The 26,272-nt window shown below is 36.3% G+C and carries 24 protein-coding genes, 1 tRNA gene and 1 other RNA gene; 20 read left to right on the top strand and 6 right to left on the bottom strand.

What is annotated here, in order from left to right:
* Window positions 1-2: 2 nt before the first annotated feature.
* Both V4762_RS04400 and V4762_RS04395 read right to left on the bottom strand, forming a co-directional pair.
* On the bottom strand, window positions 3-368 hold the full coding sequence (locus V4762_RS04400) for a Lin0512 family protein (RefSeq protein WP_347314565.1): 366 nt from the start codon (window positions 366-368) through the stop codon (window positions 3-5).
* Window positions 346-1,011 carry a DedA family protein gene (locus tag V4762_RS04395; RefSeq protein WP_347314564.1) on the bottom strand — a complete coding sequence of 222 codons (666 nt, stop codon included), beginning with the start codon at window positions 1,009-1,011 and terminating at the stop codon, window positions 346-348. Before V4762_RS04395 ends, V4762_RS04400 begins: the two co-directional genes overlap by 23 nt.
* A gap of 108 nt (window positions 1,012-1,119) precedes the next feature.
* Between V4762_RS04395 and ispE the strand changes: the two genes are divergently transcribed.
* Window positions 1,120-1,950 carry a 4-(cytidine 5'-diphospho)-2-C-methyl-D-erythritol kinase gene (ispE, locus tag V4762_RS04390; protein WP_347314621.1) on the top strand — a complete coding sequence of 277 codons (831 nt, stop codon included), beginning with the start codon at window positions 1,120-1,122 and terminating at the stop codon, window positions 1,948-1,950.
* Here ispE and V4762_RS04385 read toward each other — a convergent pair.
* From V4762_RS04385 to V4762_RS04375, 3 genes are all read right to left on the bottom strand, one after another.
* On the bottom strand, window positions 1,937-2,638 hold the full coding sequence (locus V4762_RS04385) for a C40 family peptidase (RefSeq protein WP_347314563.1): 702 nt from the start codon (window positions 2,636-2,638) through the stop codon (window positions 1,937-1,939). The genes ispE and V4762_RS04385 overlap by 14 nt on opposite strands.
* A 109-nt stretch (window positions 2,639-2,747) precedes the next feature.
* Window positions 2,748-2,825, bottom strand: a tRNA-Asp gene (locus V4762_RS04380).
* A gap of 71 nt (window positions 2,826-2,896) precedes the next feature.
* Window positions 2,897-4,654, bottom strand: coding sequence for a GGDEF domain-containing protein (locus tag V4762_RS04375; RefSeq protein WP_347314562.1), 1,758 nt, complete (start codon window positions 4,652-4,654; stop codon window positions 2,897-2,899).
* A gap of 147 nt (window positions 4,655-4,801) precedes the next feature.
* Between V4762_RS04375 and V4762_RS04370 the strand changes: the two genes are divergently transcribed.
* A complete protein-coding gene (locus V4762_RS04370) occupies window positions 4,802-5,950 on the top strand; it encodes an O-antigen ligase family protein (protein ID WP_347314561.1) in 1,149 nt (382 codons plus the stop codon).
* Here V4762_RS04370 and V4762_RS04365 read toward each other — a convergent pair.
* Window positions 5,940-6,932, bottom strand: coding sequence for a glycosyltransferase family 9 protein (locus V4762_RS04365; RefSeq protein WP_347314560.1), 993 nt, complete (start codon window positions 6,930-6,932; stop codon window positions 5,940-5,942). The genes V4762_RS04370 and V4762_RS04365 overlap by 11 nt on opposite strands.
* 117 nt (window positions 6,933-7,049) lie before the next feature.
* Between V4762_RS04365 and ssrS the strand changes: the two genes are divergently transcribed.
* The 18 genes from ssrS to V4762_RS04280 all read left to right on the top strand — a co-directional run bounded on the left by ssrS (window position 7,050) and on the right by V4762_RS04280 (window position 26,183).
* Window positions 7,050-7,222: non-coding RNA, 6S RNA (gene ssrS, locus V4762_RS10045), on the top strand.
* Between the two features lie 18 nt (window positions 7,223-7,240).
* Window positions 7,241-7,576, top strand: a complete 336-nt coding sequence (locus V4762_RS04360; protein WP_347314620.1) for a histidine triad nucleotide-binding protein — start codon at window positions 7,241-7,243, stop codon at window positions 7,574-7,576.
* Between the two features lie 24 nt (window positions 7,577-7,600).
* Entirely contained in the window at window positions 7,601-7,780 is a 180-nt protein-coding gene (gene rpsU / locus V4762_RS04355) for a 30S ribosomal protein S21 (protein ID WP_013756837.1), read from the top strand.
* Between the two features lie 11 nt (window positions 7,781-7,791).
* A complete protein-coding gene (locus tag V4762_RS04350; protein WP_347314559.1) occupies window positions 7,792-9,834 on the top strand; it encodes an HD family phosphohydrolase in 2,043 nt (680 codons plus the stop codon).
* Between the two features lie 164 nt (window positions 9,835-9,998).
* Window positions 9,999-10,373 carry an rRNA maturation RNase YbeY gene (ybeY, locus tag V4762_RS04345; protein WP_347314558.1) on the top strand — a complete coding sequence of 125 codons (375 nt, stop codon included), beginning with the start codon at window positions 9,999-10,001 and terminating at the stop codon, window positions 10,371-10,373.
* The gene (locus V4762_RS04340) at window positions 10,348-10,758 is read left to right on the top strand and encodes a diacylglycerol kinase (protein ID WP_347314557.1); all 411 of its coding nucleotides are present in this window, start codon (window positions 10,348-10,350) and stop codon (window positions 10,756-10,758) included. The genes ybeY and V4762_RS04340 overlap by 26 nt, the downstream gene beginning before the upstream one ends.
* A gap of 1 nt (window position 10,759) precedes the next feature.
* Window positions 10,760-12,064: a hemolysin family protein gene (locus V4762_RS04335; protein WP_347314556.1), complete on the top strand. Its 1,305-nt coding sequence runs from the start codon at window positions 10,760-10,762 to the stop codon at window positions 12,062-12,064.
* Window positions 12,048-13,670, top strand: coding sequence for a CTP synthase (locus tag V4762_RS04330; protein ID WP_347314555.1), 1,623 nt, complete (start codon window positions 12,048-12,050; stop codon window positions 13,668-13,670). The genes V4762_RS04335 and V4762_RS04330 overlap by 17 nt, the downstream gene beginning before the upstream one ends.
* A gap of 93 nt (window positions 13,671-13,763) precedes the next feature.
* Window positions 13,764-14,195 (top strand): cytidine deaminase, encoded by a 432-nt coding sequence (cdd, locus tag V4762_RS04325; RefSeq protein WP_347314554.1) that lies wholly within the window; start codon window positions 13,764-13,766, stop codon window positions 14,193-14,195.
* Window positions 14,195-14,746, top strand: coding sequence for a recombination protein O N-terminal domain-containing protein (locus V4762_RS04320; protein WP_347314553.1), 552 nt, complete (start codon window positions 14,195-14,197; stop codon window positions 14,744-14,746). Before cdd ends, V4762_RS04320 begins: the two co-directional genes overlap by 1 nt.
* Entirely contained in the window at window positions 14,724-15,920 is a 1,197-nt protein-coding gene (locus V4762_RS04315) for an MFS transporter (RefSeq protein WP_347314552.1), read from the top strand. Before V4762_RS04320 ends, V4762_RS04315 begins: the two co-directional genes overlap by 23 nt.
* A complete protein-coding gene (locus tag V4762_RS04310; RefSeq protein WP_347314551.1) occupies window positions 15,913-17,034 on the top strand; it encodes a glycosyltransferase family 4 protein in 1,122 nt (373 codons plus the stop codon). The genes V4762_RS04315 and V4762_RS04310 overlap by 8 nt, the downstream gene beginning before the upstream one ends.
* Before the next feature lie 195 nt (window positions 17,035-17,229).
* Window positions 17,230-18,531 carry a glycosyltransferase family 2 protein gene (locus V4762_RS04305; protein ID WP_347314550.1) on the top strand — a complete coding sequence of 434 codons (1,302 nt, stop codon included), beginning with the start codon at window positions 17,230-17,232 and terminating at the stop codon, window positions 18,529-18,531.
* 1 nt (window position 18,532) lies between these two features.
* On the top strand, window positions 18,533-19,414 hold the full coding sequence (locus V4762_RS04300) for a glycine--tRNA ligase subunit alpha (protein ID WP_347314619.1): 882 nt from the start codon (window positions 18,533-18,535) through the stop codon (window positions 19,412-19,414).
* Window positions 19,415-19,461: 47 nt separating this feature from the next.
* Window positions 19,462-21,537: a glycine--tRNA ligase subunit beta gene (gene glyS, locus V4762_RS04295; protein WP_347314549.1), complete on the top strand. Its 2,076-nt coding sequence runs from the start codon at window positions 19,462-19,464 to the stop codon at window positions 21,535-21,537.
* A 26-nt stretch (window positions 21,538-21,563) separates the two neighbouring features.
* Window positions 21,564-22,376, top strand: coding sequence for a pyruvate, water dikinase regulatory protein (locus V4762_RS04290; RefSeq protein WP_347314548.1), 813 nt, complete (start codon window positions 21,564-21,566; stop codon window positions 22,374-22,376).
* 86 nt (window positions 22,377-22,462) lie between these two features.
* Window positions 22,463-25,114: a pyruvate, phosphate dikinase gene (gene ppdK, locus V4762_RS04285; RefSeq protein ID WP_347314547.1), complete on the top strand. Its 2,652-nt coding sequence runs from the start codon at window positions 22,463-22,465 to the stop codon at window positions 25,112-25,114.
* Window positions 25,115-25,139: 25 nt separating this feature from the next.
* The gene (locus tag V4762_RS04280) at window positions 25,140-26,183 is read left to right on the top strand and encodes a deoxyguanosinetriphosphate triphosphohydrolase (RefSeq protein WP_347314546.1); all 1,044 of its coding nucleotides are present in this window, start codon (window positions 25,140-25,142) and stop codon (window positions 26,181-26,183) included.
* The last annotated feature ends 89 nt before the right edge of the window (window positions 26,184-26,272 follow it).

The raw sequence follows: 26,272 nt of genomic DNA, 5'->3' as shown, positions 1-26,272 counted from the left end.
TCTCAGTTTACGTTTACAAATACGCTTACTGCTGCACAGCAAATAATTACTTCATCGCTGAGGTCTTTTAGCTCTTCTATTTTAAGAGCCTTTATCTTCATACCTCCATCTTTCACATCTATCTTTATATTCCCCTGAATTGGAAAGGCAGTTTTTAGCTCTTCAATATCTATCATGTCTGGATTTGGAACTCCTAATTCTGCTAAAATTTCGATTTCTTCCAGATTCTTAATGTTAAATATTTCTATTAATCCAGTTATGTAAACGTTCTGTATTGCGTTTTTAATAGCTTTAATTGCTGCCTTTGTAGGAGACTGTCCGTGCTGGTCTATGCCCATACCCATTTCAATTAACAGTCTTTTTCTCATAAATATCTCCTTTTTTAACTTTTAGAATTTTTTTGCTGTGTTTGTGTAGGGAAAAATAAACATAGCCAAATATAGAAATTGTGATTACGAGAATTAAGGATGCTAATAGCGAATTTTCTTTGAACATCTTTATGCTCTCCATTCCTGAAAAGCCCACTATTAATACAAAAATAGTCCATATTGAGCTGCCTATGCTAGTTGGGATTAAAAAATCTTTTAGATCAACTTTCGAAATCCCTGCGATGTAGGAAGAAAAATGTCTTATTCCAGGTAGAAATCTGACAACTATAAGAATTACAAAGCCCTTCTCTCCCTCAATGAGATATAAGATATGTTCTAATATGTTTAGGTACCTTGGACCTAATTTTGTAGTAAATGGCTTTAGTTTTACGCCGATTAAGAAAGATAAACATGCTCCAAAAATTGTTGAAAATATTGTGAGTGCGATAGCTTCTACTGGGTTTATGAAACCAGCGCCTACAAGAGCGCCTGTAATTAATAGCATTCCTTCATAGGGCAGGGGTAATCCCATTGAATCTAAAAAAAGCCAGAAAAATGCGATAGAGCAAAAGACCCATATGTTCATATTCATGCTCAGTACGCTTGAATAAATTACATTTAGCAAATTTGAAATTTGTTCCAAAACTTCACCTCTTTTATAGTTTAGAATATTATATCAATTATAGTTTGGTATAAGTTATATTTTAATTAGATTGATTTAATTATTTAATGTCAGGAGGATAAAAAAGTTATTTTTACTATAAATGCCTTTGCAAAAGTTAACTTAAGCCTTGATATTTTAGGCAAATATCCAGATGGTTATCACGAAATTGCTTCTGTTTTTCACAGTATTGATTTTTTCGATTCATTGTCTTTGAGGCCTATTGATAATAAAAACTTGATTCTTGATTCTAACATTAAGATTGAAAACAACATCTTACACAAAATTTGGCATTATATTTCATCAAACTATGATGTTAAGAGTGGAGTATACGTTAATTTAGAAAAAAACATACCCCTGATGGCTGGTCTGGGAGGCGGTTCAAGCGATGCGGCAGCTTTTCTGTACGCTATCAACTTAATTTTTTCCTTAGGTTTAAAGAGAAAGGATTTGCTCGATCTGTCTCTCAATTTTGGTTCTGATATAGCATATTTTTTTTATGGGGGAATGTGCCTGGTCGAAGGGAGAGGAGAAAAGGTCTCTAAATTAGAAGAGTATTTAGAAGAAAAAATAATATTGATTTTGCCAAACAAAGGAATATCAACATCCTTTGCGTATAACCTGTACGATAAAGATCCGAAAATTACTAACTATACGAAACAGTTTTGTGATGAAAGAAGGAGAGGTTTTATTAAAACAGGGAATGTTTTTGAAGATTTGATTTTGCCAATAGATTCTGATTTAAAAAAAATTAAAGAAGTATTAAATGGACTGTCTGATTGGAATCTGATGAGCGGATCTGGCTCTGTCTTTTTTGCAAAATCAGAAAATGAAACCCTGATCGGAAAGGAGCTGGAAGGACTGGCTCAGGTAAGGTCTTCAGTTTTAAAGCCACTAAATATGGATCTTATCGAACTCTAACTGCTCCAAAATACCTGGTTTTCCAATAAGGGTCATCAAGAGAGCTTATACTAACCCCCGTGCTAGTATTCGCAGCTATAAATTTTCCATTACCAATATATATCCCATCGTGTGAAGCTCCTGGCAGATAAGTTGTAAAAAATACTAAATCTCCTGGTCTAAGCTCTGAAACAGATATTGGAGTTCCCGAGTCATATTGGAGATCGGCCGTTCTTGGAAGGCTTATCCCATTTAATCTAAAGACATATTGGACATATCCAGAACAGTCAAACCCTGTAGAGGGCATTTCTCCGCCCCACCTATATGAGATGCCCATAAATCTTACTGCAGTTCTTATTATGGGGTTCGAATTAACGTCCATCTGTCTTGAAAGGGACGCAAGGTCGAAGGTTTTGTATTTTTCTATTACTGTCATTCTGCCCATTGTGAGACATTGATAGGTAATGTCATCTATGATTCCTGTGACAGGGAGTTTGGCTTCTTTTTGATAAAGCTTTACTGCATTTTCGGTCTTTTCATCGAAGTTTTTGTTTACCGTTACGTTGTATCCTAGGTCGTAAAGCTTTACTTTTATATTTTGGACCTCGTCAGAGCTATCTCCTGGCCTGAGGGTGACAGCAAAAGAGTAACTGCTCGCAGAAGAAACTATAAGAAAAAGCACCAATATAAAGAAAATTTTCCTTTTCACTAAGACCTCTTTTACAATAGTAATTGATCTATTATAAACTATGAGATTAGAAAAAAATTAAAAATTAACCAATCTCCTGACTAAGGATTAGGTTAATTAATAATTTAAGTGGCGGGGTGGACGAGATTCGAACTCGCGATCTCCTGCGTGACAGGCAGGTGTGTTGGGCCGACTACACCACCACCCCTTTGAATGAAAAGTATATTATCACATTTAAAAATTGTTTGCAAGTGTCATTTTGGTTTATCTGTCATTTTACTATTTTATAAGAACTTCTTCTTCCGACAAAAAATAACTTTTCTTAAATTTTTTGCACAATTCTTTGCATATTTTTTTAATTTCCGAAACCTTTTCGGTCATATTTTCATAATTTGCGATCTTCTTGTTATTTACAGATGCTATTGAAATGCTAATCATTGGGAAGTGCTTTTCTGTAACATCTCTGTCGATTGATGTTATGTAACCCTTGTTTATATCTTCTTCGTTATAAAATCTCTTGATATTAAAATCAAATTCTTCAGTAATGTTGCAGCATAACCTTTCTATCTCATAAGCCCCTACAACTGCTATGAAGTCGTCTCCTCCTACGTGCCCTAAAAATGCATCTTTATGAAAACCAATATGTCTCTCTAATATGTTTGCAGTATATTTTATAACTTTATCGCCCCTTTCAAAGCTGTAATAGTCGTTGAAAGATTTGAAATTATTTAGATCGAAATAAATTAAAGAAAATGGCACTTCTTTATCTATAAATTCTCTAATCTTTTCTTCAATTATTAGGTTTCCAGGCAGTCCCGTAAGAGGATTTGAGTATTTGGCTACATTTAGCTCTAATTCCATAGATTTTTCTAAAAGACTTATTATTGGGACTACTCCAAAATACTTTTCATCCTTTTCTACAATTACATAGTCATACAGTTTATTCTCTTCTCTATTCGCTATCTTTTTTATTACTTGGTCAATTGGAATTGAGTAGTCAAGTATTAGGGGCTCCTGGTCCATTATCTTCTCTATTGGTTTGTTTAGATACAATTCTCTTCCGAATTGTGTACCCAGTTGAGTGAAAAATTCTCTTCTTGTAATCAGTCCCGCAGCCTTGTCTTCATCTAATAGTACTATGCCATGCAGGTTAACATTGCTTAAAAATATTTTCTCTATATCCTTTGATAAGTTTGAACATTGTTTGCCTTCATCTCTTCTCGCTATTTTTCCTATTTGTGATTTAAATGCTGATGTAAATTTCATTTTTTCTAAGGACAACTTTGTCTCTTGAATGAAGTTTTGCAATACATTATCCAAAACTAAAAGCTCTTTTGATGGCTTCCCTAACAAGAATCCTTGTGCCATAGTAATTCCTAATTCAATCACAGTTTTTAGCTCATCTAATGTCTCTATTCCTTCAGCTATGAGCTTTAGATTTGAGTTGTTGGCGAGTTCTACGAGTGCCTTTACTATAGATTTTTTGAAATTATTTTTATCGATGTCCCTTATAAGAAACATGTCAATTTTTATAAAGTTTGGTCTTACTTCAGAAATGGTGGTAAGACCAGAATATCCTGCTCCCACATCGTCAATTGCAATTTTGTAACCTTGCGTTTTATAGTTTTTGATAATTTCTTTGAACTCTATATAATCTTTTATTGCTGTTTTTTCAGTAATTTCAAATACTATATTGGACTGCTTAATTATATTTTCGAGTAGATGTTTCGTAGATCCCTTAACAAATTTTTCATCCTTTATTATATCTGGATCCACGTTTAAAAATAGCATTTTATCTGATTGAAAGCTAAGAAATCTTTCTATAGCACTTGATCTTGTAGATAATTCCATTTCCCATAATAAGCTTTCATTTTTTGCACTTTCAAATAGCTTTTCTGGATTATACAATATAGATCCTTCTGGACCCCTTGTAAGAGCTTCATAGCCAACCACATTGCCGTTTGAAAGTGAAAATATAGGTTGGAACAAGGTTGTAAAATGTTTATTCTCTATTATCTCTCTTAACAATTGTTTCATATTTATCACCTCTTCTTAAATATTAAACATGAAGAATGTTAATTTTTTGTAAATAATTAGTTTAAAATAAAACCACTTATACAACTTTCAAGACTTATTTTTGTGTTTGGTGTTAAAATATAAAAAATTTTAATAGGGAGCACCTTTATGAAAAACGTATTTATGAATAGGCATAAAATTTCTTTGATCTTCTTTTGTTTATTTTTATTTTCAAATCCTCTCAGCAATGCCGTTGATTATCTGTTTTTAACTTTGTCTTTGTTAACATGCCTGACCAAAGAAAACTTGTCTATATTAAAAAAGGGCATACTGCCTTATGCGCTATTTTTGTTCGGATCGGCCGTTCTCTCTGGCATAGCAGCTGCTGATAAAGAACTGTGGTTGAGATGGACTAGCACCTACCTTGAATATGCTATTGTAATATTTGTTACATACTGTATTATAAAATCCAAAAGAGATGTGGTTTTCTCTTTTATTGCTTTGACTTGTTCTTCCCTGCCCATTACAATATATGCATTTTTCTTCCAATGGCTAAGAAATCGCGAGGTTGTCGGTAGCTTTCATTACTACACCGCTTATAGCGCCTATCAGGCTCTTGCACTACTGGCTCCCTTTATCCTTGCAGTATATAACTATAGAAAGAAATCTTTTTATTTTTGGTTTGCCATCTACTTTTTTGAGCTTTTTGTGTTGTATGTATCAAGTGCAAGAGGGAGCTTTATATCCAGCATAATAGGGCTTTGCTTATTTGTGATATTGATTTTCAGGACAAAGGGCCTGATTGCTTCGGCAATTATTTTCGCTATTGGCTTGCTCGCTCCTATTAAAAGAAATGTGGGTATAACGAATTTTATTGATTTATTAAACTTTACATATACTGCGAATCACGAGAGGATAATGTTCTGGAAGGTAGCTATCTTTAAAATATTTCCTCTTAGTCCAATAATCGGTGTAGGCGCGGGACACTTTGCTTATCACTATAGATATCTCAACCCAAAAGACCCACTTGCAAACTCGGTAGCTCACGCGCATAACACCTTTATTCAAGTTTTAACTGATATGGGAATAGTTGGCTTAATTTGTCTTGTGGCATTGCTTTATCAGTATTACAAACAGACTATAAATTTGCTCAGAAATTCAAAGGGTTTTCAATGGGCCCTATGTTCTGTTCTCGTTACTTTTATAACGGGGTATTGGCTTGGCGAGGGACTTACTGGAAATATGTTTTACGGTAGAATGCAGCTTGAAATATTGGCATACTTTATGACCCTCTCAACAATAAAGCTTACTGATTAGAGAGGATATCCAATGCTTTTTCATAAACCTCATCTGGGCTAATCTGCTTCATGCAAAGGTTTTCCTGACACTCTTTGTCAATGCATCTATCCGAGCAGGGAAGATTTTTGTATATTGCCCTGTGATCTGTTTCCTCTGGGAGGGGGCCATATATTAGAGGTGAAGTTGGTCCAAAAAGGCTTATTGTTTTTGTGTCAAGCCCTCTGGCTATGTGAAGACTTGCTGTATCTGGGCAGATTAATAGGCTTGAGCTTTCTATTATCTTGCACAGATCCAAAAGGTTTTTTGTTTTGTTTACCATATTTATAACGTTCGATTTTGAAATAATAACGTTTGCTTTTTCTATATCTTTTTCAGATCCGACCAAGATTACCTCAAAACCATTTTTGTCAAGCATATTCGCAAGCAGGGCAAAATACTCAGGCGGCCATTCTTTTCGATACCAACTAGAACCAATCGAGAAAACTATCCTGTTCTTTACTCTTTCTACATTTTGCCGTATTATCCATGGTCTTGTGTCAAATATATTTATCCCCATAGCTTTTAGAACATCAGCATAATAATAAATAATATTTTGATTTTCATTTGGTTCTACATATTTTGTTAGAAAGATTTTGTTTATTCCATAGTCTAACCCTATTCTGTTTTTAGCGCCAGAGAGAAAAGAGACGATAGAATTTCTTGGTGAGTGGTGCAAAACTATAGCGTGATCAAATTTCTGACCTCTTAAAGAAGTACATAGCCTGAGAAAGGATAAGTTACCTTTGTGTTCGCCGTTTTTATCATAGAACACAACTTTTTCACAGGAAGGGATAATGTTGAAAACGCTGTAAAGTGAAGAAATTTTCCTTGCAAAAAGGGTAAATTCTACGTCTTTATAATAGCTATTTAATGCTCTTAACACTGGCGATGCCAATAATATGTCACCAATACCGGGATAGCCAAATATTACAAGTATCTTAGTTTTCTCTTTTGAAATCATTTTTATATTATATACTTTAACTTAAATTATTTTTTACAGTCAAAGCTATAAACGGTCTTATTTAACATCAAACTTTTATTCTATTAACTCTAAGTCTATTTTATGTTATACTCTTATAAGTTCCTGCGGTGCTCGTGATACTCTTGAGATCTTGAGCTAACACCGAACTTCAAGGGCAGATCGCTTCTGGCGTTGTGTTTGCATATCGCAAACAATTAGCAAGAAGGTATGCCCATTACTGTATGAGGATTGGGTTCAAGACTCTTGGCACACGGCACTGCGGGAGTACTTTATTTAGGAGGTTTTATCTGGAGAATTGCGTATTTTGCCTTATAGCAGAAAAAAAGCTTGACTCTCAGATAATATATGAGGATGATAATTCTTTAGCTTTCAAAGATATCAATCCTGTAGCTCCTTTTCATGCCCTTGTAATACCAAAGAAACACATAAAGAGTCTTAATGATGTTTCTGATTTTGGGCTAGTTTCCCATTTGTTGTATGTGTGCGATTTGATTGCCCAAAATGCAGGACTTGTTAAAGGATACAGAGTTGTTACAAATGTTGGAGATGATGGAGGACAGACAGTGTTCCATCTTCATTTTCATGTGATTGGTGGCAGGCCAATGGAGTGGCCACCTGGATGATAATTTTGAGGAGGTTGTTAAACTTTGCCAGAAATTCGTATTAACAAAGATGAATCAATAGACAGTGCATTAAAACGTTTCAACAAGGTAGTTCAGCAAGAGGGAATCCTTTCCGAGGTTCGAAAAAGGGAATTTTATGAAAGTCCAAGTGTTAAGAAAAAGAAGAAGAGAGCTGAGGCTGCAAAAAAAAGAAAAAAAAGATAACTTAGATTAAAATGTATTTCACTCGCTTTGGCTCTCTATTCGGTCAGCTAAAGCCTTTTTGGTTGCGATTCAAAGGGGAAGAGCTCTTTAGTTACCTGTTAATCGCGCTTATGTTATCAGCCCTTCTTTATAATATGGGAGGGGTTTATCCTTCTTTATCTGTTGGGAAGATGGTTCCGTTTGATGTGGTTTCTCCAAAAGACGCCCAAATTGTCAATACAGTTGCTACCGAGGCTCTTAAACTACAACGGGAGAGATCTGTCCCAGATGTCCTTGTGGTTTCAATTAGCAAATTTGTTTCTGTTCAGGAGTCTGTCAACCTTTTTCTTTCAAATTTGCAATCTACTAAGGATTTGTCTGAATCTCAAAGATCTACCAAGCTAAAGGATCTGGCACCCTTTTTAACGCAAAGAGATATCACTTCTCTTATGAGCGCTAATCCAAAAGAATTGGAGATAGACCTTAACAAAGTTTTTGCTGTTTTGCCCAGGGAAGAAAGGCTTGATGTGTTGTCCAATGAAGTGGCAGGGGTAATAAATTCATTGAATCTCGATCCTGGCACATCTCAGTCATTTATGAATTTGATTTTGGGATATTTTAGAATAAATGCAACTGTAGATAACGGTCTAACGAACGAGCTCAAACAAAAGGCAATCCAAGACATAGTACCAGTAGTAGTCGATGTGAAAAAGGGTCAGATTCTGGTGAGAAGCGGAGAGATTTTGACTCCTGAAAAGGCATATGTACTTAAGGAATTGGGCATTATGGACAATCTTTCGGGGATTAGAAATTTTGTAAGTCTATTTTTCTTTTCAGGACTTCTATTGTTGGCATTTAGGTTTATTATAGCTAATTTCTCTCCAAAGATAGTTCTTGACAGGGGGCATATGATAGTCCTTGGAGTATTATCTTCTGTTTATATACTTTTTGTTTTTGTATTGTTCCCTATTTCTCCGATTATCGTTCCACTTGCCAGTGTTTCATTGCTCTTGTCGTTGATTTTTACACCTGCTATATCTCTCCTTTATTCTGTTGTATTGGCTATATTAGTGTTCTTTTTTGGCAATTTTAGTTTGCTTGGGTTTTATATGGCAATTATCAGCGCATTTGCTGGAGCATTTTTCGGTAGAGGCATACAGAGAAGAGGCGACTTGTCCGATACTGCCTTCCTATTTTCTCTGACCTTTTTCTTGGCTGTTTTGCTTTGGGATATTTGGAGCGGTATAAACATACTTGATTCTTTGGGTCAGTTTGCTTTTGCTATTGCGAATGGATTTTTATCATCGATTGCTGCAATGGGAGCCCTACCTTATATTGAGAGCACTGTGGGAGTTCTTAGCCCATTGAAATTGATAGATTTATCGAATCCTAGCCATCCGCTTTTAAAGAGATTGCAAATAGAGGCTCCTGGTACATATCATCACAGCGTGATAGTTGCAAATCTGGCGGAAACGGCTGCTGAAGAAATAAATGCCGATCCTTTATTGGCAAGAGTTGCCTCTTATTATCATGATATTGGGAAGCTGAAAAGGCCTCAATTTTTTGTAGAGAATCAGAAAAACGGCGTGAATTTGCATTCTGAAATATCGCCCTGGCTTTCTGCCACAATATTGATTTCACATGTAAAAGATGGTGTGGAAATCGGAAAATCTTATGGCATTCCTGAAAAGATATTGGATATAGTTTCACAGCACCACGGCACAAGCTTGATCGTCTTCTTCTACCATAAGGCTTTGCAGTCTGGCTTTTCTGAGGTTGAAGAGAAGGATTTTAGATATCCTGGCCCTCTGCCAAAAACTAAGGAGGCTGCTATAGTGATGCTCGCAGATGCGGTAGAAGCTGCTGTGAGGGCTTCTTCTGGATCGGTATTCCCGAAGATAGACAGTTTAATTGATAGAATTTTTAAGAATAAGCTTGAGGATGGTCAGCTCAGCGAATCTCCTATGACACTTCAAGAGCTTCTAAGGATCAAGGAAGTCTTTATAAGGCTGTTTATGGGTTCTTTTCATCAAAGAATTGAATATCCAGATTTAGCAGAACTTAATAAAAAATAAAGTTATACATTATTTAAATAATTTTGGAGGATTTATAAACTGGGGATTATTATGAGACATTTCAAAAATTTTGGATTTATAATTCTTACATGAGTCTTGTATTATCTAAAAGAAAACGATATAAAATAAATTACAGTGGTTTAAAAAAAGCTATTAATGGGGCTATGAAGTTTTTTGATGTGGGAAAGCTCGAACTTAGTTTACTCTTGACAGATAATGACGAGATTTCCCAGTTAAATAAAGAGTATCTTGGAAACGATTATCCTACAGATGTTTTGTCTTTCGAAGGTGACAGAGACTTTGGTATTTTGGGAGACATTGTAATTTCTGTTGAAAAAGCAAAAGAAGATTTTGTGTCTGACTCTTATGGGGGATGGACTCAGGGTATTGCAACAAGTAGCTTTGAGAACTACTTATTGTGGTTGGCTATACACGGAATTTTGCACAATTTAGGGTACGATCATGACAATGAAGTTAGTGAAGGAGAAATGAGATCTAAGGAGAAAGCTTGTCTTGAAAAGGTCTCACAGTATTTATAGGAGCTTTTATTTCGCTATAAAGGGTTTTTTAAGGGCTCTTAAAGAGGAGAGGAATCTAAAAATTCAGATGTCTATGTTTTTATTTCTATTATTCTTAGGATTTTTAATTAGGTTTAGACCTTATGAATGGGCTATGGTTTTACTCTCTTCTTCTATGGTTATAGTTTCTGAGATGATCAATTCTGTGATTGAGAGGATTATGGATTTTGTTAAACCAGAATTTGATGATAGAGTTGGAATAATAAAAGATATGTCAGCTTCCTTCGTCTTAATCGCATGCTTTTTTTCTGTAATCATCTTTTTAATTTTAATCTTCAACAGAATTTCTCCACATATTGTAGGTTTTGGCAACCTTGTTAGTCATTCGTTTAAGGTGTTAACCTAATATGATGCCATATTTTTTGTTATCTTTATTTTTGATTATCTGTTCTGCCTTTTTGTCTTGCACTGAGACTGTTTTTACAAAAGCCAGCAGAATCAAGATAATGCAGTGGATCAACGATAAACAGTCGGGGCATGAAAAAGCAGAATACCTCTTGATACATCCTCAAGAAGTAATAACAACTCTTCTACTGTTGAACAACTTTGTTAATATTGCCCTTTCTACCCTGATAACTTCTTTTATGATAGAGCTCTTTTCTGTCAACAATATTGGCTCTATTGCAATAGCTGCTACATTTTCAATTGTAATATCTTCACTTTTTATCATTGTAATAGGGGAGATAGTTCCTAAGACTATCGGTTATTATATGGCTGATAAAATATTTTTTGTTCTAATATCTTTCCTGTATCTTATGACACATATTAGCAAACCGTTTGTCTTTATGTTTACTTCAATATCGGGGACCTTTTTGATGCCATTTGGAATAAAAAATATTAAGGGATTACCCTCGATTACAGAGAGTGAATTGAAATATCTTGTTAACGTAAGCGAGGAAGAGGGCGTAATTGAGAAAGAGGAAAAAGAAATGATTAGCGGTGTCTTTGAATTCAAAGACAAGGTTGTAAGGGAGATAATGATTCCAAGAATTGATATGGTATGTATAAAAAAAGGCACTACTTTGAGCGATACGTTAGAGATTATCAGAAATGAAGGGCATTCGAGGTATCCTGTTTTTGATGAGGATATAGACAATATAGTAGGCATTTTATATGTAAAAGATATCCTTATGAATTTAGGCCCGTCGACCGACTATTCGAAAAACATTGATTCATCCCTTCGAGAAGCATATTTTATTCCAGAAGGCAAAAATATTAGCGAGCTTTTCAGAGAACTTCAGACCAAAAGGCTGTACATGGCTATTGTAATAGATGAATTTGGAGGTACTGCGGGACTTTTGACGGTAGAAGACCTGGTTGAGGAAATAGTCGGTGAAATTAGAGATGAATATGATTTCGATGAAGAAGCATTGGTGAAGGATTATACAGAGGATAGTTTTGTAGCCAATGGGAGATTGAGTTTGAGAGAGTTTGCAGCTAAAATAGAACTCGATTTTGAAGACTTTATCGATGATTATAATGAAGAGACTCTTGCAGGACTTTTGTTCGCTTTATTCGGCAAAATTCCTAAAGAGGGTGACAAAATAACATTTAAAGGTATAGAATTTAAAGTTTTAAAGGTAGATGGCAAGAGGATAAAGGATGTACTGGTCAGAATAGAGAAAGGAGAGATCGATGAAGTCAAACAATAATACAAAGTTTGTTTTTGTCACAGGTGGGGTTACCTCATCGCTTGGTAAGGGTATAGTAGTTGCATCCTTAGGGAGGATCCTTAAGTCTATGGGGCAAAAGGTAAACGTTATCAAACTCGATCCTTATTTAAATGTGGATCCGGGGACAATGAATCCCTATCAACATGGAGAAGTATTTGTAACTGATGATGGGGCTGAGACAGATCTTGACCTTGGACACTATGAGAGATTTATAAATACGAGTCTAACCAAATCATCGAACCTGACATCTGGCATGGTCTATCAAGAAATTTTATTGAAGGAAAGGCGCGGAGATTTCTTGGGAGGTACCGTGCAGGTTGTCCCACACGTAATAAACGAAATAAAGGCAAAGGTAAAAGAGGCTGCAGAGCTGCTTACAGATGGAGGCATCCTTATTTGTGAGGTCGGAGGCACAGTAGGAGATATTGAAGGCGAGCCGTTTTTGGAGGCAATTAGACAATTTAAGAAAGATGTTGGCAGGGATAACACCCTTTATATTCACTTAACTCTTGTCCCTTATTTAAAGGCTGCAAAAGAGCTTAAAACAAAGCCCACTCAGCACAGCGTTAAAGAACTGAGAAGTATTGGGATTCAGCCTGATATTATAATTCTTAGATCAGAAAAGTCCATTAATAGCTCGATAAGGGAAAAAATATCTTTGTTTTGCGACGTAGAGCCAGAAGCGGTAATCCCATTGCAAGACGTGAAGGACGTCATTTATGAGGCTCCAATAATGCTCGAGTCAAACAAGCTGAGCAAGCTCGTGTCAAGCAAGTTAAAAATTGAGCCTTATGTAGAACCGCAATTGGAAAGCTGGGCAAGGATAGTCGAAATGGCCAGAAGCCTAAAGGGTTCGGTTGAGATAGCTATCGCAGGAAAATATGTAGGCCTGCCTGATTCCTATATTAGCGTTGTTGAGTCTTTAAGACACAGCAGTCTACATTTAGGATATGATCTAAAAATTAGATGGATAAATACTGAAGATATTAATTCTTTGGATGATGCGAAGAAGATGTTTGAAGGCGTAAAGGGCATCGTAGTGCCTGGGGGATTTGGCGTAAGAGGAATAGAAGGGAAGATCTTGTCAGCAAGATATGCCCGTGAAAATAACATACCTTATTTCGGACTGTGCTTGGGTATGCAGATTATGTGCATCGAATTTGCTAGAGATGTGCTTGGGTTGGAAGGTGCTAACAGCACAGAATTTGATGAAAATACAAAGTTCCCAATAATAGACCTAATGGAAGAACAAAAATGTGTAATAGATAAAGGTGCTACAATGCGACTTGGAGCTTTTCCATGCAAGTTGGCCGACAATACTATTGCAAAACGTGCTTACAATCAAGAGCTGGTATTAGAGAGACACAGACACAGATATGAGTTTAACAACCTTTTCAAGGAGGCTTTTGAGGGCGCTGGTATGGTTACTAGCGGCTTATTTGAAGAGAAAAACTTAGTTGAAATTGTAGAATTGAAAGATCACAAGTGGTTTTTAGGTACTCAGTTTCATCCCGAATTTAAATCAAGGCCAAACAAACCACATCCACTTTTTTTTGACTTTATAAAAGCAGCAACAACCGATTAGATTCGATATTTAAATGCGCTATAATTAGCTTATGTGCATTTAGTATTTTTAGTTGGATATAATTATTAATTGTATGGGGTAAAAAATTTGAATATGGAAGATAAGATAAATTTACATTTAAACTCTAAATGTAAAACAAATGAAAACTTAATAGAAAAACTTATAAATGGGGCTAAAAAAGCTTCATTGTTTTCTTATTCGCCTTATTCTAAATTTGCTGTCGGCTCTAGCTTGTTGATAGATAAGGGAGATATATTTTTAGGATGTAATGTAGAAAATTCTTCTTATGGCGCTACTATGTGTGCTGAGAGGGTGGCCATATTTAAGTCTGTTTCATCCGGAAATAGCAATTTCCTTTGTCTTTGCGTTTACAATAAAGATGTGCTGCCATATCCGTGTGGTTGTTGCCTTCAGGTTTTGTCTGAATTTGTGAGCGGCGATTTCCCAATTATCCTTGTTTCAGAGAGCGAAAGAAAGATTGTATTGTTGTCAGATCTATTAGGACGCCCTTTTAAACTGACTTAATGATATACAGGGGTATCTTTTTAAGATCTTTTCCTATAAGAGAGAACAGTTTTATCGTAAAGATTCTAACAGATCAAGAAGGCTCAGTTCCGGTTTTTCTAAGAGGCAACAAAAAAAATATTTTTAGAAAATTGGTTTTTCCTGGCACCCTTGTGGACATAGAACTTGTCAAGACAAAGAGTGAAGTTGCAATTTTAAATGAATATAATATTATAAGATCGCCTGAAATAAAATCTTTCAATCAGTCTATCTTGTTACTGTCATACCTGGACATAATAGATAAGATTGCAAGAGGTGCTTTTGAATCTGTGGAAAGAGTAGCTGAAAATATAATTTCTGATGGAGAAACGCAATTTAAAGACTTAGCCTGGTTGGTAAGGTGTTTGAATGAAGAGTTTTATTGCGCTGGCTTCTTAGATACAACCGTTTGCAATGATGATGTAGAGGATTATAAGAATATAAAGAGAAGAATTATCGACATTTTGGGCTACCTGCCAAAATCGATAAAACTTGTGGATAAGGAAGTCTATGGGAAAAATTTGGATTTTTGAAGATAAATATTTTTTGAGACTGTGGATTGCACAAATCTTTTCACAGTTTTCAGATAAATTTTTAATGGCAGCCTTAATGATCGCAGTTTCTAATATTACCAGTACCAATATTAGCGTTTCTTCTTTGATGGTTGCTTTTGCCCTTCCTTCTGTAATAATAGCGCCCTTTGTTGGAGTTTTTTTGGACAAGATGGATAGAAAGGTTATTTTGATAACCATAAATGTTTTAAGGAGTCTTTTATCTACTGCTTTAGTATTTTTTTTGAATAACCTTTTTGCAATTTATCTGTATAGCTTTCTTATAGCGTCCTTGATTGTTATATTTGCTCCTGCAGAATTCGCCATGATACCAAAAACTGCATCAACGAAAAACTTGCCTGCTGCTAATTCGCTTTTTAACGTTACATGGGTAATGTCATTTATACTTGGTTTCGCTGCTATTAGTCCAGTTGTTTTGTTTTTTGGCATAAAGATAGCGGTGCTGTTCGCAGCAATATCATATTTGATAGCGTCATTCGTTTCTTCAATTTTGCCAAATGACAGACCCCACCCGGATATTAAAACCTGCTCTTTCAAGAAGGCACTTTTTGATTCCTTTAGTTATATAAAGTCTTCAAAGCTAATTCAGGTATTAATACTCCAACAATCTATTGCTACCTCTTTAATGGGTATGGTAAGCGTTCTGGCAGTGGGATATGTTAGAGAGGTCTTGCATCTTAGCGAGGCTAATTTTTCTATAATTGTCGTCCCTGCTGGCCTTGGGATGGTTATAGGATCCTTAATTATAGGCCATATTAAAACAACTGCGTTCAAAAACTCTGTAATTGTAAGAGCAGGAATATTGTTTGCAAGTTTGTGTCTGGTTTTAATGTCTGTATTTACTCAGATCTTTATTATTCCGATTGTTTCATTCTTCTTAGGAATTTCAAATGCGCTTGTAAACATCCCAATTCAGTCTATGATACAGAAGGTGGTAAAAGAATCTTTTAGAGGGAGAGTTTTTTCCATCTTAAATATGTTTATCAGTTTTACTTCGACCTTTCCCATTCTTTTTACTGGCGGACTGGCAGACATGTTTGGCGTAAGAATATGTTTTCTGGTGCTTGGCGTTTTAACCTCGTCATTATATTTTTCTATGAAATCTGTTGCATTGGAGGCCGACAGTGTTGGATAAGCTTAAAATATTGATTCTTGGTAGGCTTTCCCCGCTTGATGGAAATTCGGTTTATGTTCAGGAAATTAAGGAAAAGCTTGAAGAAAGAGGACACAGCATTCACCTTCTACTTTTCGATGAAGGCGAAGACGAGGCCGACAGAAGCTTTTTACCATATCTATTTAAGACTCAGCCATACATTATGATAGCGCCATCGACGATAAAAAAATTGAAAGATATTGTGAAGTCGGTAAAACCAGATTGTATACACATATCTTTGACACTGTCTTTTTTAGATTTTTTTATACCAGATCTGTTTGATGAAATTCCTGTGGTTGCTACATTTCATCCTCCTTTTGACAAAAATAAAACCTTATGGGGCGTGTTTTCACAGCTCGTTTACAATGTTTATGCCCCATTTCTGAACAATTATGACAAAATCGTTACCCTTTCATCAGTGCAGAGTGAATTCCTTATTGAAAAGGGCGTAAAAAAAGAAAAACTTCAGATTATACCAAATGGGGTTGACCCGATAAGATATTCGCCAGGTTTTTCCGATCTTAAAGAAAGGCTTGAGGCGGATTTTTTGTTTCTTTTCTTGGGGAGAATAAGCCCTGAAAAAAATGTAAGAGTATTGTGCGAGGCATTTTTGGAACATAATTTTCCTGAGAGAGTTAAGCTTTTAATTGTTGGCGACGGTATTGAGCTTATTAAGCTAAAAAAGGATTTTGAGCACAAAAACATAATTTTCTTTGGCGAGGCAGACTTAAATTTAAAACAAGACATATACAGATCCAGCGACGTTTTTGTTCTACCATCATCAATAGAGGGGTTGTCTCTTGCTCTCTTAGAGGCTATGAGTTCTGGGGTTATGTGCATAGCTACCGACGTAGGAGCCACAAAGGATGCGCTGCACGGTTTTGGAATACTTTTAGATCCTATGAACCTAAAGGATGAGCTTTCGCGCGCATTAATGGATAGCTACAGGGATAGAGTTATGCGAGAAGAGTGTTCTAAGAGATCAAGGGAAGAGATTATAGATGATTTTAATATATTTAAGCAAATGCAAATGTTGGAAAATGTTTATTATAATGTAGTTAGTTCAAGAAAATTATTAATTAATAATAGGCTTTGAACAATATTTTTATTAAAAAATTGTGAGGTGTAGATAATTAATTCTAAAAGCAAAGATATTGAATGCAAAAATTATATAGGAGCCAGATCACGGGTTATATCAAATATATTTTCTTATCTTGCGACCCACAGATCTGTCCTAACTGTTGTGTTCGTATGTTTGTATTTTCTAATTTGGTTTTTTATAAGAGAAATAATGATAGTATTTTATATATTTTTTATTTTTATCTTTTTTATCTATCTTTCCTATCTCATTAAAAAAGTTGAAAGTGCTGGTAATTTATTTGATTTGAACTTAACAAAGGGCAAAAATGATGGCTCACATTGTAAATTTAGTATTTTAATTTGTGCGCACAATGAAGAAAGTGTAATAGAAAAGACTCTAAAAGAGATTTTAGGATTAGCTGGAAATTTTGAAATTGTTGTAGTCGATGATAGATCGAGCGATAAGACTGGAAAAATTGTAGATGAATTTGTCTCTATTTATAATAAAAAATTTGATAATAAAAGAAGTGAGATTTCTAATATAAATAGCTACCGAGAAATTAAAGTTTTACACAGAGATAAAGATTCTAAGCCTGGCAAATCAGCCAGTTTAAACGATGGCATAAAACTTTGTTCAGGCACACATATTGTTATGTTAGATGCAGATTCATATTTTTCTGATAAAGACGATCTAATTAGAATTTCGAATTTTGTCAGCGAATTTAAGCCTGATGCTATTCAGTTGAGAAAAATTTCATCCAATCCAAACTATAATTTAATTTCATACCTATCTTCCCTTGAGCTGTGCTTGGATTCCTTTATGCAAAAGTCCAGAAATGCTTTTGGTGGTGCGGTCGAACTCAGGGGGACAGGGATGGTAATCAAAAGCGATGTGTTGAAATATGTCGGGGGGTTTGACGAAGATTCTATTACAGACGATCTCGAGATGTCTTCCAGATTGTTCTTTAATGGCAAAAAGATAGTGTTTCTTGAGTACCCATTTGTCTATGAACAAACTGTTTTTGATTTTTCTTCATGGTGGGCGCAACGGTTTAGGTGGCTTGAGGGATCGCTAAAGAGATATATTAAGTATTCTGCACTTATAATAAAGAGGTCTTTTACCAGAAAGCCAAAAGATGATTGCGCAAAAGGTTTGAGTGAATCAAAGAAATCTAATCTGGACTTCTTTCTTTTTTTTATTTCGGAATTTTTAGTTCCTTTTTTTGCTATACTCTCTATATTTGAGGAAATAGGATTGTTAATATTGGGAAAGGGTAACGTCATAATTTTTCTAATTATGTTTTTTTCATACTCTTTTTTAATCTTTCCAGTTTCAATATATTTTCTGAAAGATTATTTTAAAATAGGCTTTTTCAGAAGGTTATTGATATCTGTATTTTTTTCTTGCTATATGTTGACTTGGATGTTTATAATGTTTTTTGTTTTTAAAAGATTATTGTTTGATAAAAAACCTACCATGTGGGTTTCCCCAAAACGTTTAGGAGGTGTTTGAGATTAAAAAATTAAATTTTCAACAGATTATATTAAAACTTCAGGATTTTTGGACAAAAAATGGTTGTGTAATGCTTCAGCCCTATGATGTGGAAAAAGGTGCTGGGACAATGAATCCATCAACCTTTTTAAAGGTTTTGGGGCGAGACACTTGGAATGCCTGCTATGTAGAGCCATCCAGGAGACCTACTGATGGCAGGTATGGTGAGAACCCAAATAGATTGCAGCACTATTATCAGTTTCAGGTTATATTAAAACCTGCTCCGATATTCACTCAGGACATATATATCAGAAGTCTTGAGGCTCTTGGCCTGGATATTAAAAAACATGATATAAGATTTGTAGAAGATGACTGGGAATCACCAACCTTAGGCGCATGGGGAATTGGCTGGGAAGTGTGGTTGGACGGTATGGAGATAACTCAGTTTACATATTTTCAGCAGGCTGGCGGCATTGATCTTGATCCGATTTCCCTTGAGATAACCTATGGTCTCGAAAGAATAGCCCTTTATCTTCAGGATGTAGACAATGTGTTTGATATAAAGGTGAACGATAAGGTAACATATCGTGACGTGCACTTTAACAGCGAAGTTGAGTGGTCAAAGTTTAACTTTGAAGAGGCTGATGTTCCAATGCTTAGAAGGCATTTTGATGATTATGAACAACAAGCTCTGCGATTGGTAAATCTGGGTTTGGTTAGACCTGCTTATGATTATGTCTTAAAATGTTCTCATAACTTCAACCTTCTTGATGCGCGAGGGGCGATTGGAGTTCTGGAGAGAACACACTACATTTCAAGGGTCAGAAACCTCGCGAAAGAAGTAGCTAAGAAAATGGTAAATGTTGAAGAAAACCATATAGAGCACAAGAAGAAAAATGCATAACCTAATGAACACTATTCTAAAGAAAGCGAGGAAGTATAGATAATTTTATGAGATATTTATTAGAAATAGGCTGTGAGGAAATGCCCTTCAATTTTGCATCCAGTGTTTACGCAGACTTTAAAGACGTTTTTTTAAATAAATTATCAGAGATATTTAGTGGCGAAGATCTTGAAATGATCAAGCAAAAAACAGAATGTTATGCTACCCCAAGAAGAATTGTTTTATTAACTCAACTACCAGATTCGACTCCAGTAAAGAAACAAAAGATAAAGGGTCCACCTGTAAGGTTTGCTTATGATTCTGATATGAAGCCATTGCCTGCTCTATTTAAGTTTGTGGAAAAGTTTAATATTTCTATTGAAGAGGTAGAGATTGACAAGACCGATAATGGCGAATATGTGGCATTTTATAAAAGTGATAAGGGCATAAAGGCCTCAGATGTTATTCGTGATCTCGTGCCAAGGATAGTCTCAGAGTTGAAGATGCCAAAGAATATGAGATGGGGTGTAGGCATAAGATTTGTCAGGCCCATTAGATGGATATTGTCAATGTCTGACGAAGGCCCCGTGAAGCTGAGCCTGGGAGAGATGAGCTCAGATGAATTTACATATCTTGAGAGATTTACTCCATCTGAAAAATATGAAGTGAATTCAATTGAAGATTATTTTAAGATTATGAAAGAAAGAAATATTATCCTTAATCAAGACGAAAGAGCTAAACGCATAGATCTTGAAATTAAAAATATCCTGGGCAAGGACAAAAAAATTGTTTATGATGAAGATCTTCTCAGAGAAGTATTGTTTTTGGTTGAGAGTCCAAAGGCATTTTTAGGGTCTTTCAATCCTGATTTTTTAAAACTTCCTAAGGAAGTGCTCATAACAGTTATGGCAAGGCATCAGAGATATTTTGCTGTGGTAGATGAAAATGACAAAATAATGCCAAATTTTGTCGGGATAATAAATGGGGTGGACAAGGACACGAAGATTGTTTGTGCCGGAAACGAAAAGGTTTTAAAAGCAAGACTTTCAGATGCGATGTTCTTTATGAAAAAGGACTTAACAAAAAAGCTTAGGGACAGATTGGACGATCTTGGTACCATCTCATACCTGGAGGGCCTTGGAAACTATCTTGATAAGACTTTTAGAATTAGAGAACTATCACTTGCTTTTAATAGATTTTTTGATATAAATTTAGACGAAGACCTTATAAAAAATTCTTCCACTCTCTTAAAATGCGATCTTGTTACGCAGATGGTTTTCGAGTTCCCAGAATTGCAGGGCATAATGGGCAGGATTTATGCTGAAAAAGAGGGGATGAACCCTGAGATTTCCACTGCGATAGAAGAACACTATCTGCCGATAAATATGCGATCTCCATTGCCGACAATTTTGTTGGGGAAGCTTCTTTCTTTTTCTGATAAGTGTGATCACCTTTTTATGTCTTTTTTAAATAATTTAACTCCAACTGGCTCAGGGGATCCCTATGGTCAAAGAAGAGCAAGTGCCGGCGTTTTGAGAATACTGATGGATAGCGAATATGAAAACGAGCTTGAAGAAATATTTAATTTTGCTCTAAATTCCATATCATACATTACCACTCTCCCCTCAAGGGATATTAGTGCCTTAATTAACTTTATGAAAAATAGGATGTCTTCAATATTTATCGACATGGGTTATAGATATGATTTAGTTGACGCCGTGCTGGATGTCACCTCATCTCCTGTGAAGGCAAAGAGAAGATTGGCTGTTCTAAATGAGTGGTCAAAGAGGGACGACTTCTTTGACATTGTGAGCACCATTATTCGCCTTGGCAGAATTATTTCAGATAAAGAAGAGATAATCTCATTCGATCCATCGATTTTAGTTGAGAAAGAGGAAAAAGAGCTTTTCGAAAGATTTTCTAATCTAAAAGGCAGCTTGGATAATGCAATATTAAATAAGAATTATGATGAGATTCTTGGTATTATCGTCGCCCTATCAGGCCCAGTCCACACATTTTTTGAAAAGGTTCTTGTCAATGTGGATGACAGCAAACTAAGGGACAACAGGAAGGCTCTATTGAATTCAATTTCACTGCCATTTTTTAGGCTGTGGAATTGGAAAAAGATTGTAAGAAACCAATAGTTTTAGATAAATTTTAAGGAGACATAATGAATATTCTTATATTATCTGATTCGACGGGCCATACTGCACAGGCTGTTGCAGTGGCTGCTACAAGTCTTTTTCCTGATAACGGTGTAGATTTTAGAATTAAGAGAATTCCTTATGTGACCGATGAAAAAAAGCTTATTGAAATCTTAGAGAATATTGATGCAGAAAATACCTTGATACTTTATACTATTGTAACCAGTCAGCTCAGATCGCTGTTAAGGGATGAGGTAGAAAAAAGATCCATAAAGGCTATTGACGTGCTCGGTCAGACAATTGACGCTATGAAGATGTTCACAAAACAAAGTCCAATTGAGAAGCCTGGAATATTACACAAGCTTGATACTTTGTATTTTAGTAGAGTAGAGGCTATAGAATTTGCTGTAAGGTGTGATGACGGAAGGGCAAACATTGGCGATTTGCTAAAAGCAGATCTAATTCTGATAGGCGTATCAAGAACATCTAAGACTCCACTTTCAATGTATATGGCACATCAGGGGTATAAGGTCGCAAATATACCTTTGGTTTTGGGCATAGATCCTCCAGACGTGCTGTTCGAATTGCCCAGAGAGAAGATAATAGGCCTAACTATTGAACCGAGCGCCCTGGCTGCTATAAGGGCAAAGAGGTTGGAGAAGATGGGCATTACAGGTATGAAGGCATATATGGATATGCGGTTTGTGGAAGAAGAGTTATTTTACTCAAATAATATTATGAAAAAAATTGGCTGCAGAATTGTGGATGCTACAAATAAAGCGGTGGAAGAAACTGCCACAGAAATATTAAATATCATAAGCAATAATAGGATTTCTTAAATTTAGAATATTTTCTTTGTGCTAAAATTAAGTTAGCTATTGTAAGGAAAAGGCTTAAAATTTTATCTTTTTTAGGAGGAGAGACTATGGGGAAATGGGTATATTTATTTGAAGAGGGCAGCGCTTCTATGCGAGACCTTTTAGGTGGCAAAGGTGCTGGCCTTGCTGAGATGACAAACATTGGCTTACCTGTACCCCCTGGATTTACTATTACTACTGAGGTATGTAATCTGTACATGGAAAAAGGGGATAAGATTATTGAAGAGCTCTGGCCTACGGTGCTTGAAAAGGTCAAGATAGTCGAAGAAAAGACTGGGAAGAAATTTGGTGCCCAGTCAGGATTGCCTCTTCTTTTTTCAGTAAGATCTGGTGCAAAGTTTTCAATGCCAGGAATGATGGACACCGTTTTAAATATCGGCCTAAACGATGAAACAGTAGAATTATTCAGCAAAGAATCAGATAATCCAAGGCTTGCGTATGACTCTTACAGAAGGCTCATACAGATGTTTGGTGATATTGTGCTGGATATGGGAATTCACCCTTTTGAGAACGAGCTTGAGAATATGAAATCAAAAAAGGGCGTAAAAAACGATGTCGAATTGAACGCTGACGATCTTAAAGAACTTGTCAAAAGGTATATGAAAATATATGAAAATTCCAAAAAAGTTTTTCCGCAGGATCCATTTGTCCAACTAAAGATGTCAATTGAAGCTGTATTTAGATCTTGGAATGCCCCACGTGCAATTACTTACAGGAGAATAAATAATATAGCAAATGACCTTGGCACGGCTGTAAACGTGGTTGCTATGGTCTTTGGCAATATGGGAGACGATAGCGCTACTGGCGTGGCCTTTACGAGAGATCCGAAAAAAGGCGATAAGGGAGTATTTGGCGAATATCTCGTAAATGCCCAGGGCGAGGACGTGGTGGCTGGCATAAGAACTCCTAAACCTATTATTAAGCTAAAAGATGAGATGCCAAATGTATACGAAGAATTTTTAAATTTCTGTAAAGTTCTTGAGGATCACTACAAGGACATGCAGGACATAGAGTTTACTATAGAAAAGGGAAAGCTTTATATGCTGCAGGTAAGGACTGGCAAAAGAACTCCGGGAGCTGCTGTAAAGCTGGCTATGGAATTTCTGAAAGAGGGCATGATAGATGAAGAAGAGGCGATTCTGAGAGTCGACCCTTCACAGGTAGATTTTCTGCTACACCCAAGGATTGACGTGTCTTCGAAACTACAGAGCATAGCAAAGGGTTTGGGAGCATCGCCAGGAGCCGCAACTGGTAAGGTCGTTTTTGATGCCGATCTGGCTGCGAAGATGAGCGAGGAAGATGTAATACTTGTAAGATCTGAAACCGTTCCTGACGACATACATGGATTGGCTGCTGCAAGGGGAGTCCTTACAGCAAGAGGCGGTATGACCAGCCACGCTGCTGTGGTGGCAAGGGGCATGGGAAAGCCCGCTATAGTAGGAGCTGAGTCAGTCAAGATAGATCTAAAACAAAGACTTTTCACTGTAAACGGCGAGACTGTTAAGGAATTTGATATCTTAACGATAGATGGGACTTCTGGCAATATTTTCAAGGGTATTGCACCTCTTGTAATGCCAGAATTGAGCGAAGACCTTAAAGACTTGCTAACTTTGTCGGATAAGATAGCAAAGATTCAGGTTCGCTCGAACGCAGATACTCCAGAGGATGCAAGAAGGAGCTATGAATTTGGCGCAAAGGGAATAGGACTTTGTAGAACTGAACATATGTTTATGGCTCAGGATAGGCTCCCTGCTATGCAGGAAATGATTGTAGCTGAGACTATTGAAGAGAGAAAAGCAGCGCTTGAAAAGATTTTGCCTATGCAAAGAGAAGATTTTTATGGAATATTTAAAGAAATGAAGGGATACCCTGTAATAATCAGACTTCTTGATCCGCCTCTTCACGAATTTTTGCCAAAGAGGGAGATCTTGAAAGAGGAGATTGCCCAACATGAGAAAAACGGTGAAAAAGACCTATTGGAGAAGAAAAAGAGGCTGCTAAGAAGGGCAGAGGCTCTGAAAGAATCCAATCCAATGATGGGCTTTAGAGGTTGCAGGCTGGGACTTGTCTATCCTGAGATAAACGAGATGCAAGTTAGGGCTATATTGGAAGCTGCATCAATGGTTATAAAAGAAGGCGGATTGGTATTCCCGGAGATTATGGTTCCTCTTGTAGGCCACGTAAACGAAATAAAGCTGGTTAGAGAAAAACTTGATGAAGTTGTAAAAGAAGTTCTCTCAGAACAGGGCGTTCAAATACCATATCTTTTTGGAACTATGATAGAGCTTCCGAGGGCTGCCCTGAGAGCTGAAGAGATAGCACAATACGCTAAGTTTTTCTCCTTTGGCACAAATGATCTCACACAGATGACATTCGGATTTAGCCGAGACGATGCAGAAAGCAAGTTCCTGCCAGTTTATCTTGAACGAGGCATATTGGCAGTGAACCCATTCCAGACTTTGGATAGAGATGGGGTAGGCGAACTGATGAAAATTGCTGTGGAAAGAGGCAGGCGAGCAAACAAGGGACTGGAGATAGGTATTTGCGGTGAACATGGCGGAGATCCTGATTCTGTAGCTTTTTGTTATGAAATAGGCCTTAACTATGTTAGCTGTTCTCCATTTAGGGTGCCAGTGGCAAGGCTAGCTGCAGCAAGAGCAACTATTCTTGCAAGGATGAAATATGAATCTGACAAATAAAGTTTAACTGTAACTTAAAATGTAAATGTTAGTTAATAGAATTATCCAGGAGGAAAGAGAAAAGAAGTATCTTTCAAGATTGGCGGCTCTAAGTTCTAATACTATGGGTCGCCAATTTCCTGAGCCTGAGTGTGAGTATAGAAATGCCTTTCAAAGGGATAGGGACAGGATTCTTCATTCAAAGGCATTTAGGCGATTGAAGCATAAGACACAGGTATTTATCTCTCCTGAAGGTGATCACTTTAGGACAAGACTTACTCACGTGCTTGAGGTGTCTCAGATTGCAAGAACTTGTGCAAGAATCCTTAGCTTGAATGAGGATTTGGTAGAGGCTATTAGTCTGGGTCACGATTTAGGACATACACCATTTGGCCATATTGGCGAAGACGTATTGAACAAATTGCTGCCGCCTTTTAGTCACGAGGAACAAAGCTTACGAGTTGTGGATATTCTAGAGAAAAGAGATGGCAAGGGTTTCGGATTAAATCTCACTCGGGAGACAAGAGACGGTATCTTGAGACACAGCATAAATGACGAAATTCGGCCTATTACCCAGGAAGGTCTCTTGGTAAGATATTGCGATAAAATTTCTTATATATGTCACGACCTTGACGATGCTGTTAGAGCTGGCCTTTTGAAATATGATGACTTGCCCCTGTTTGTAAAGGAAATTGGCAAGACTCATAGTGAGAGGATAGACACGCTGATTAGATTGATAATTGATGGCTTTGATCAAAAAGAGGGCTTTCTTGAAAATGAAAAGTTTATTGAGATAATCAAAAATTTAAGAGACTTTATGATGCAAAAGATATATTCTGCTGAAGTTTTAAGAAGAGAAGAAGAAAAAGTGACGAGAATGTTTAATTTCATAATCGAATATTTAAAGTCGAATTTGAGTCTGATTCCAAATTTGCCAGAGGTTTATGGGAAAAGTGTTTTTGATTCAGAAACGGTCGATACTGCAATAAAGGATTATATTTCCGGAATGACCGATTCTTACATAGTGTTGTATTTTGAGAGAAATTTCTTGCCTGCAAGCTGGCCTCTTAACCCATCTTCGTCACTTTAGTGCAGAATAAGCTGTCATTGTAGGATCTTGGATCCTTTCACAGCCACTATGGATTTTTCCTTAGCTTTAAAGCTTGGATATTATTTGGG

The organism is Thermodesulfobium sp. 4217-1 (genome assembly GCF_039822205.1).
Classification (GTDB): domain Bacteria; phylum Thermodesulfobiota; class Thermodesulfobiia; order Thermodesulfobiales; family Thermodesulfobiaceae; genus Thermodesulfobium.
Note: the sequence above shows the minus strand (reverse complement) of the source record. Positions and strands in the feature narration are given on the sequence as shown.

What these genes read in the sequence shown, in the direction of transcription:
- V4762_RS04400 (WP_347314565.1), bottom strand. Translation starts at nt 368, where the DNA reads ATGAGAAAAAGACTGTTAATTGAAATGGGTATGGGCATAGACCAGCAC.
- V4762_RS04375 (WP_347314562.1), bottom strand. Translation starts at nt 4,654, where the DNA reads ATGAAACAATTGTTAAGAGAGATAATAGAGAATAAACATTTTACAACC.
- V4762_RS04370 (WP_347314561.1), top strand. Translation starts at nt 4,802, where the DNA reads ATGAAAAACGTATTTATGAATAGGCATAAAATTTCTTTGATCTTCTTT.
- V4762_RS04365 (WP_347314560.1), bottom strand. Translation starts at nt 6,932, where the DNA reads ATGATTTCAAAAGAGAAAACTAAGATACTTGTAATATTTGGCTATCCC.
- V4762_RS04350 (WP_347314559.1), top strand. Translation starts at nt 7,792, where the DNA reads ATGTATTTCACTCGCTTTGGCTCTCTATTCGGTCAGCTAAAGCCTTTT.
- ybeY (WP_347314558.1), top strand. Translation starts at nt 9,999, where the DNA reads ATGAAGTTTTTTGATGTGGGAAAGCTCGAACTTAGTTTACTCTTGACA.
- V4762_RS04335 (WP_347314556.1), top strand. Translation starts at nt 10,760, where the DNA reads ATGATGCCATATTTTTTGTTATCTTTATTTTTGATTATCTGTTCTGCC.
- V4762_RS04330 (WP_347314555.1), top strand. Translation starts at nt 12,048, where the DNA reads ATGAAGTCAAACAATAATACAAAGTTTGTTTTTGTCACAGGTGGGGTT.
- cdd (WP_347314554.1), top strand. Translation starts at nt 13,764, where the DNA reads ATGGAAGATAAGATAAATTTACATTTAAACTCTAAATGTAAAACAAAT.
- V4762_RS04320 (WP_347314553.1), top strand. Translation starts at nt 14,195, where the DNA reads ATGATATACAGGGGTATCTTTTTAAGATCTTTTCCTATAAGAGAGAAC.
- V4762_RS04315 (WP_347314552.1), top strand. Translation starts at nt 14,724, where the DNA reads ATGGGAAAAATTTGGATTTTTGAAGATAAATATTTTTTGAGACTGTGG.
- V4762_RS04305 (WP_347314550.1), top strand. Translation starts at nt 17,230, where the DNA reads ATGATAGTATTTTATATATTTTTTATTTTTATCTTTTTTATCTATCTT.
- glyS (WP_347314549.1), top strand. Translation starts at nt 19,462, where the DNA reads ATGAGATATTTATTAGAAATAGGCTGTGAGGAAATGCCCTTCAATTTT.
- V4762_RS04290 (WP_347314548.1), top strand. Translation starts at nt 21,564, where the DNA reads ATGAATATTCTTATATTATCTGATTCGACGGGCCATACTGCACAGGCT.
- ppdK (WP_347314547.1), top strand. Translation starts at nt 22,463, where the DNA reads ATGGGGAAATGGGTATATTTATTTGAAGAGGGCAGCGCTTCTATGCGA.
- V4762_RS04280 (WP_347314546.1), top strand. Translation starts at nt 25,140, where the DNA reads ATGTTAGTTAATAGAATTATCCAGGAGGAAAGAGAAAAGAAGTATCTT.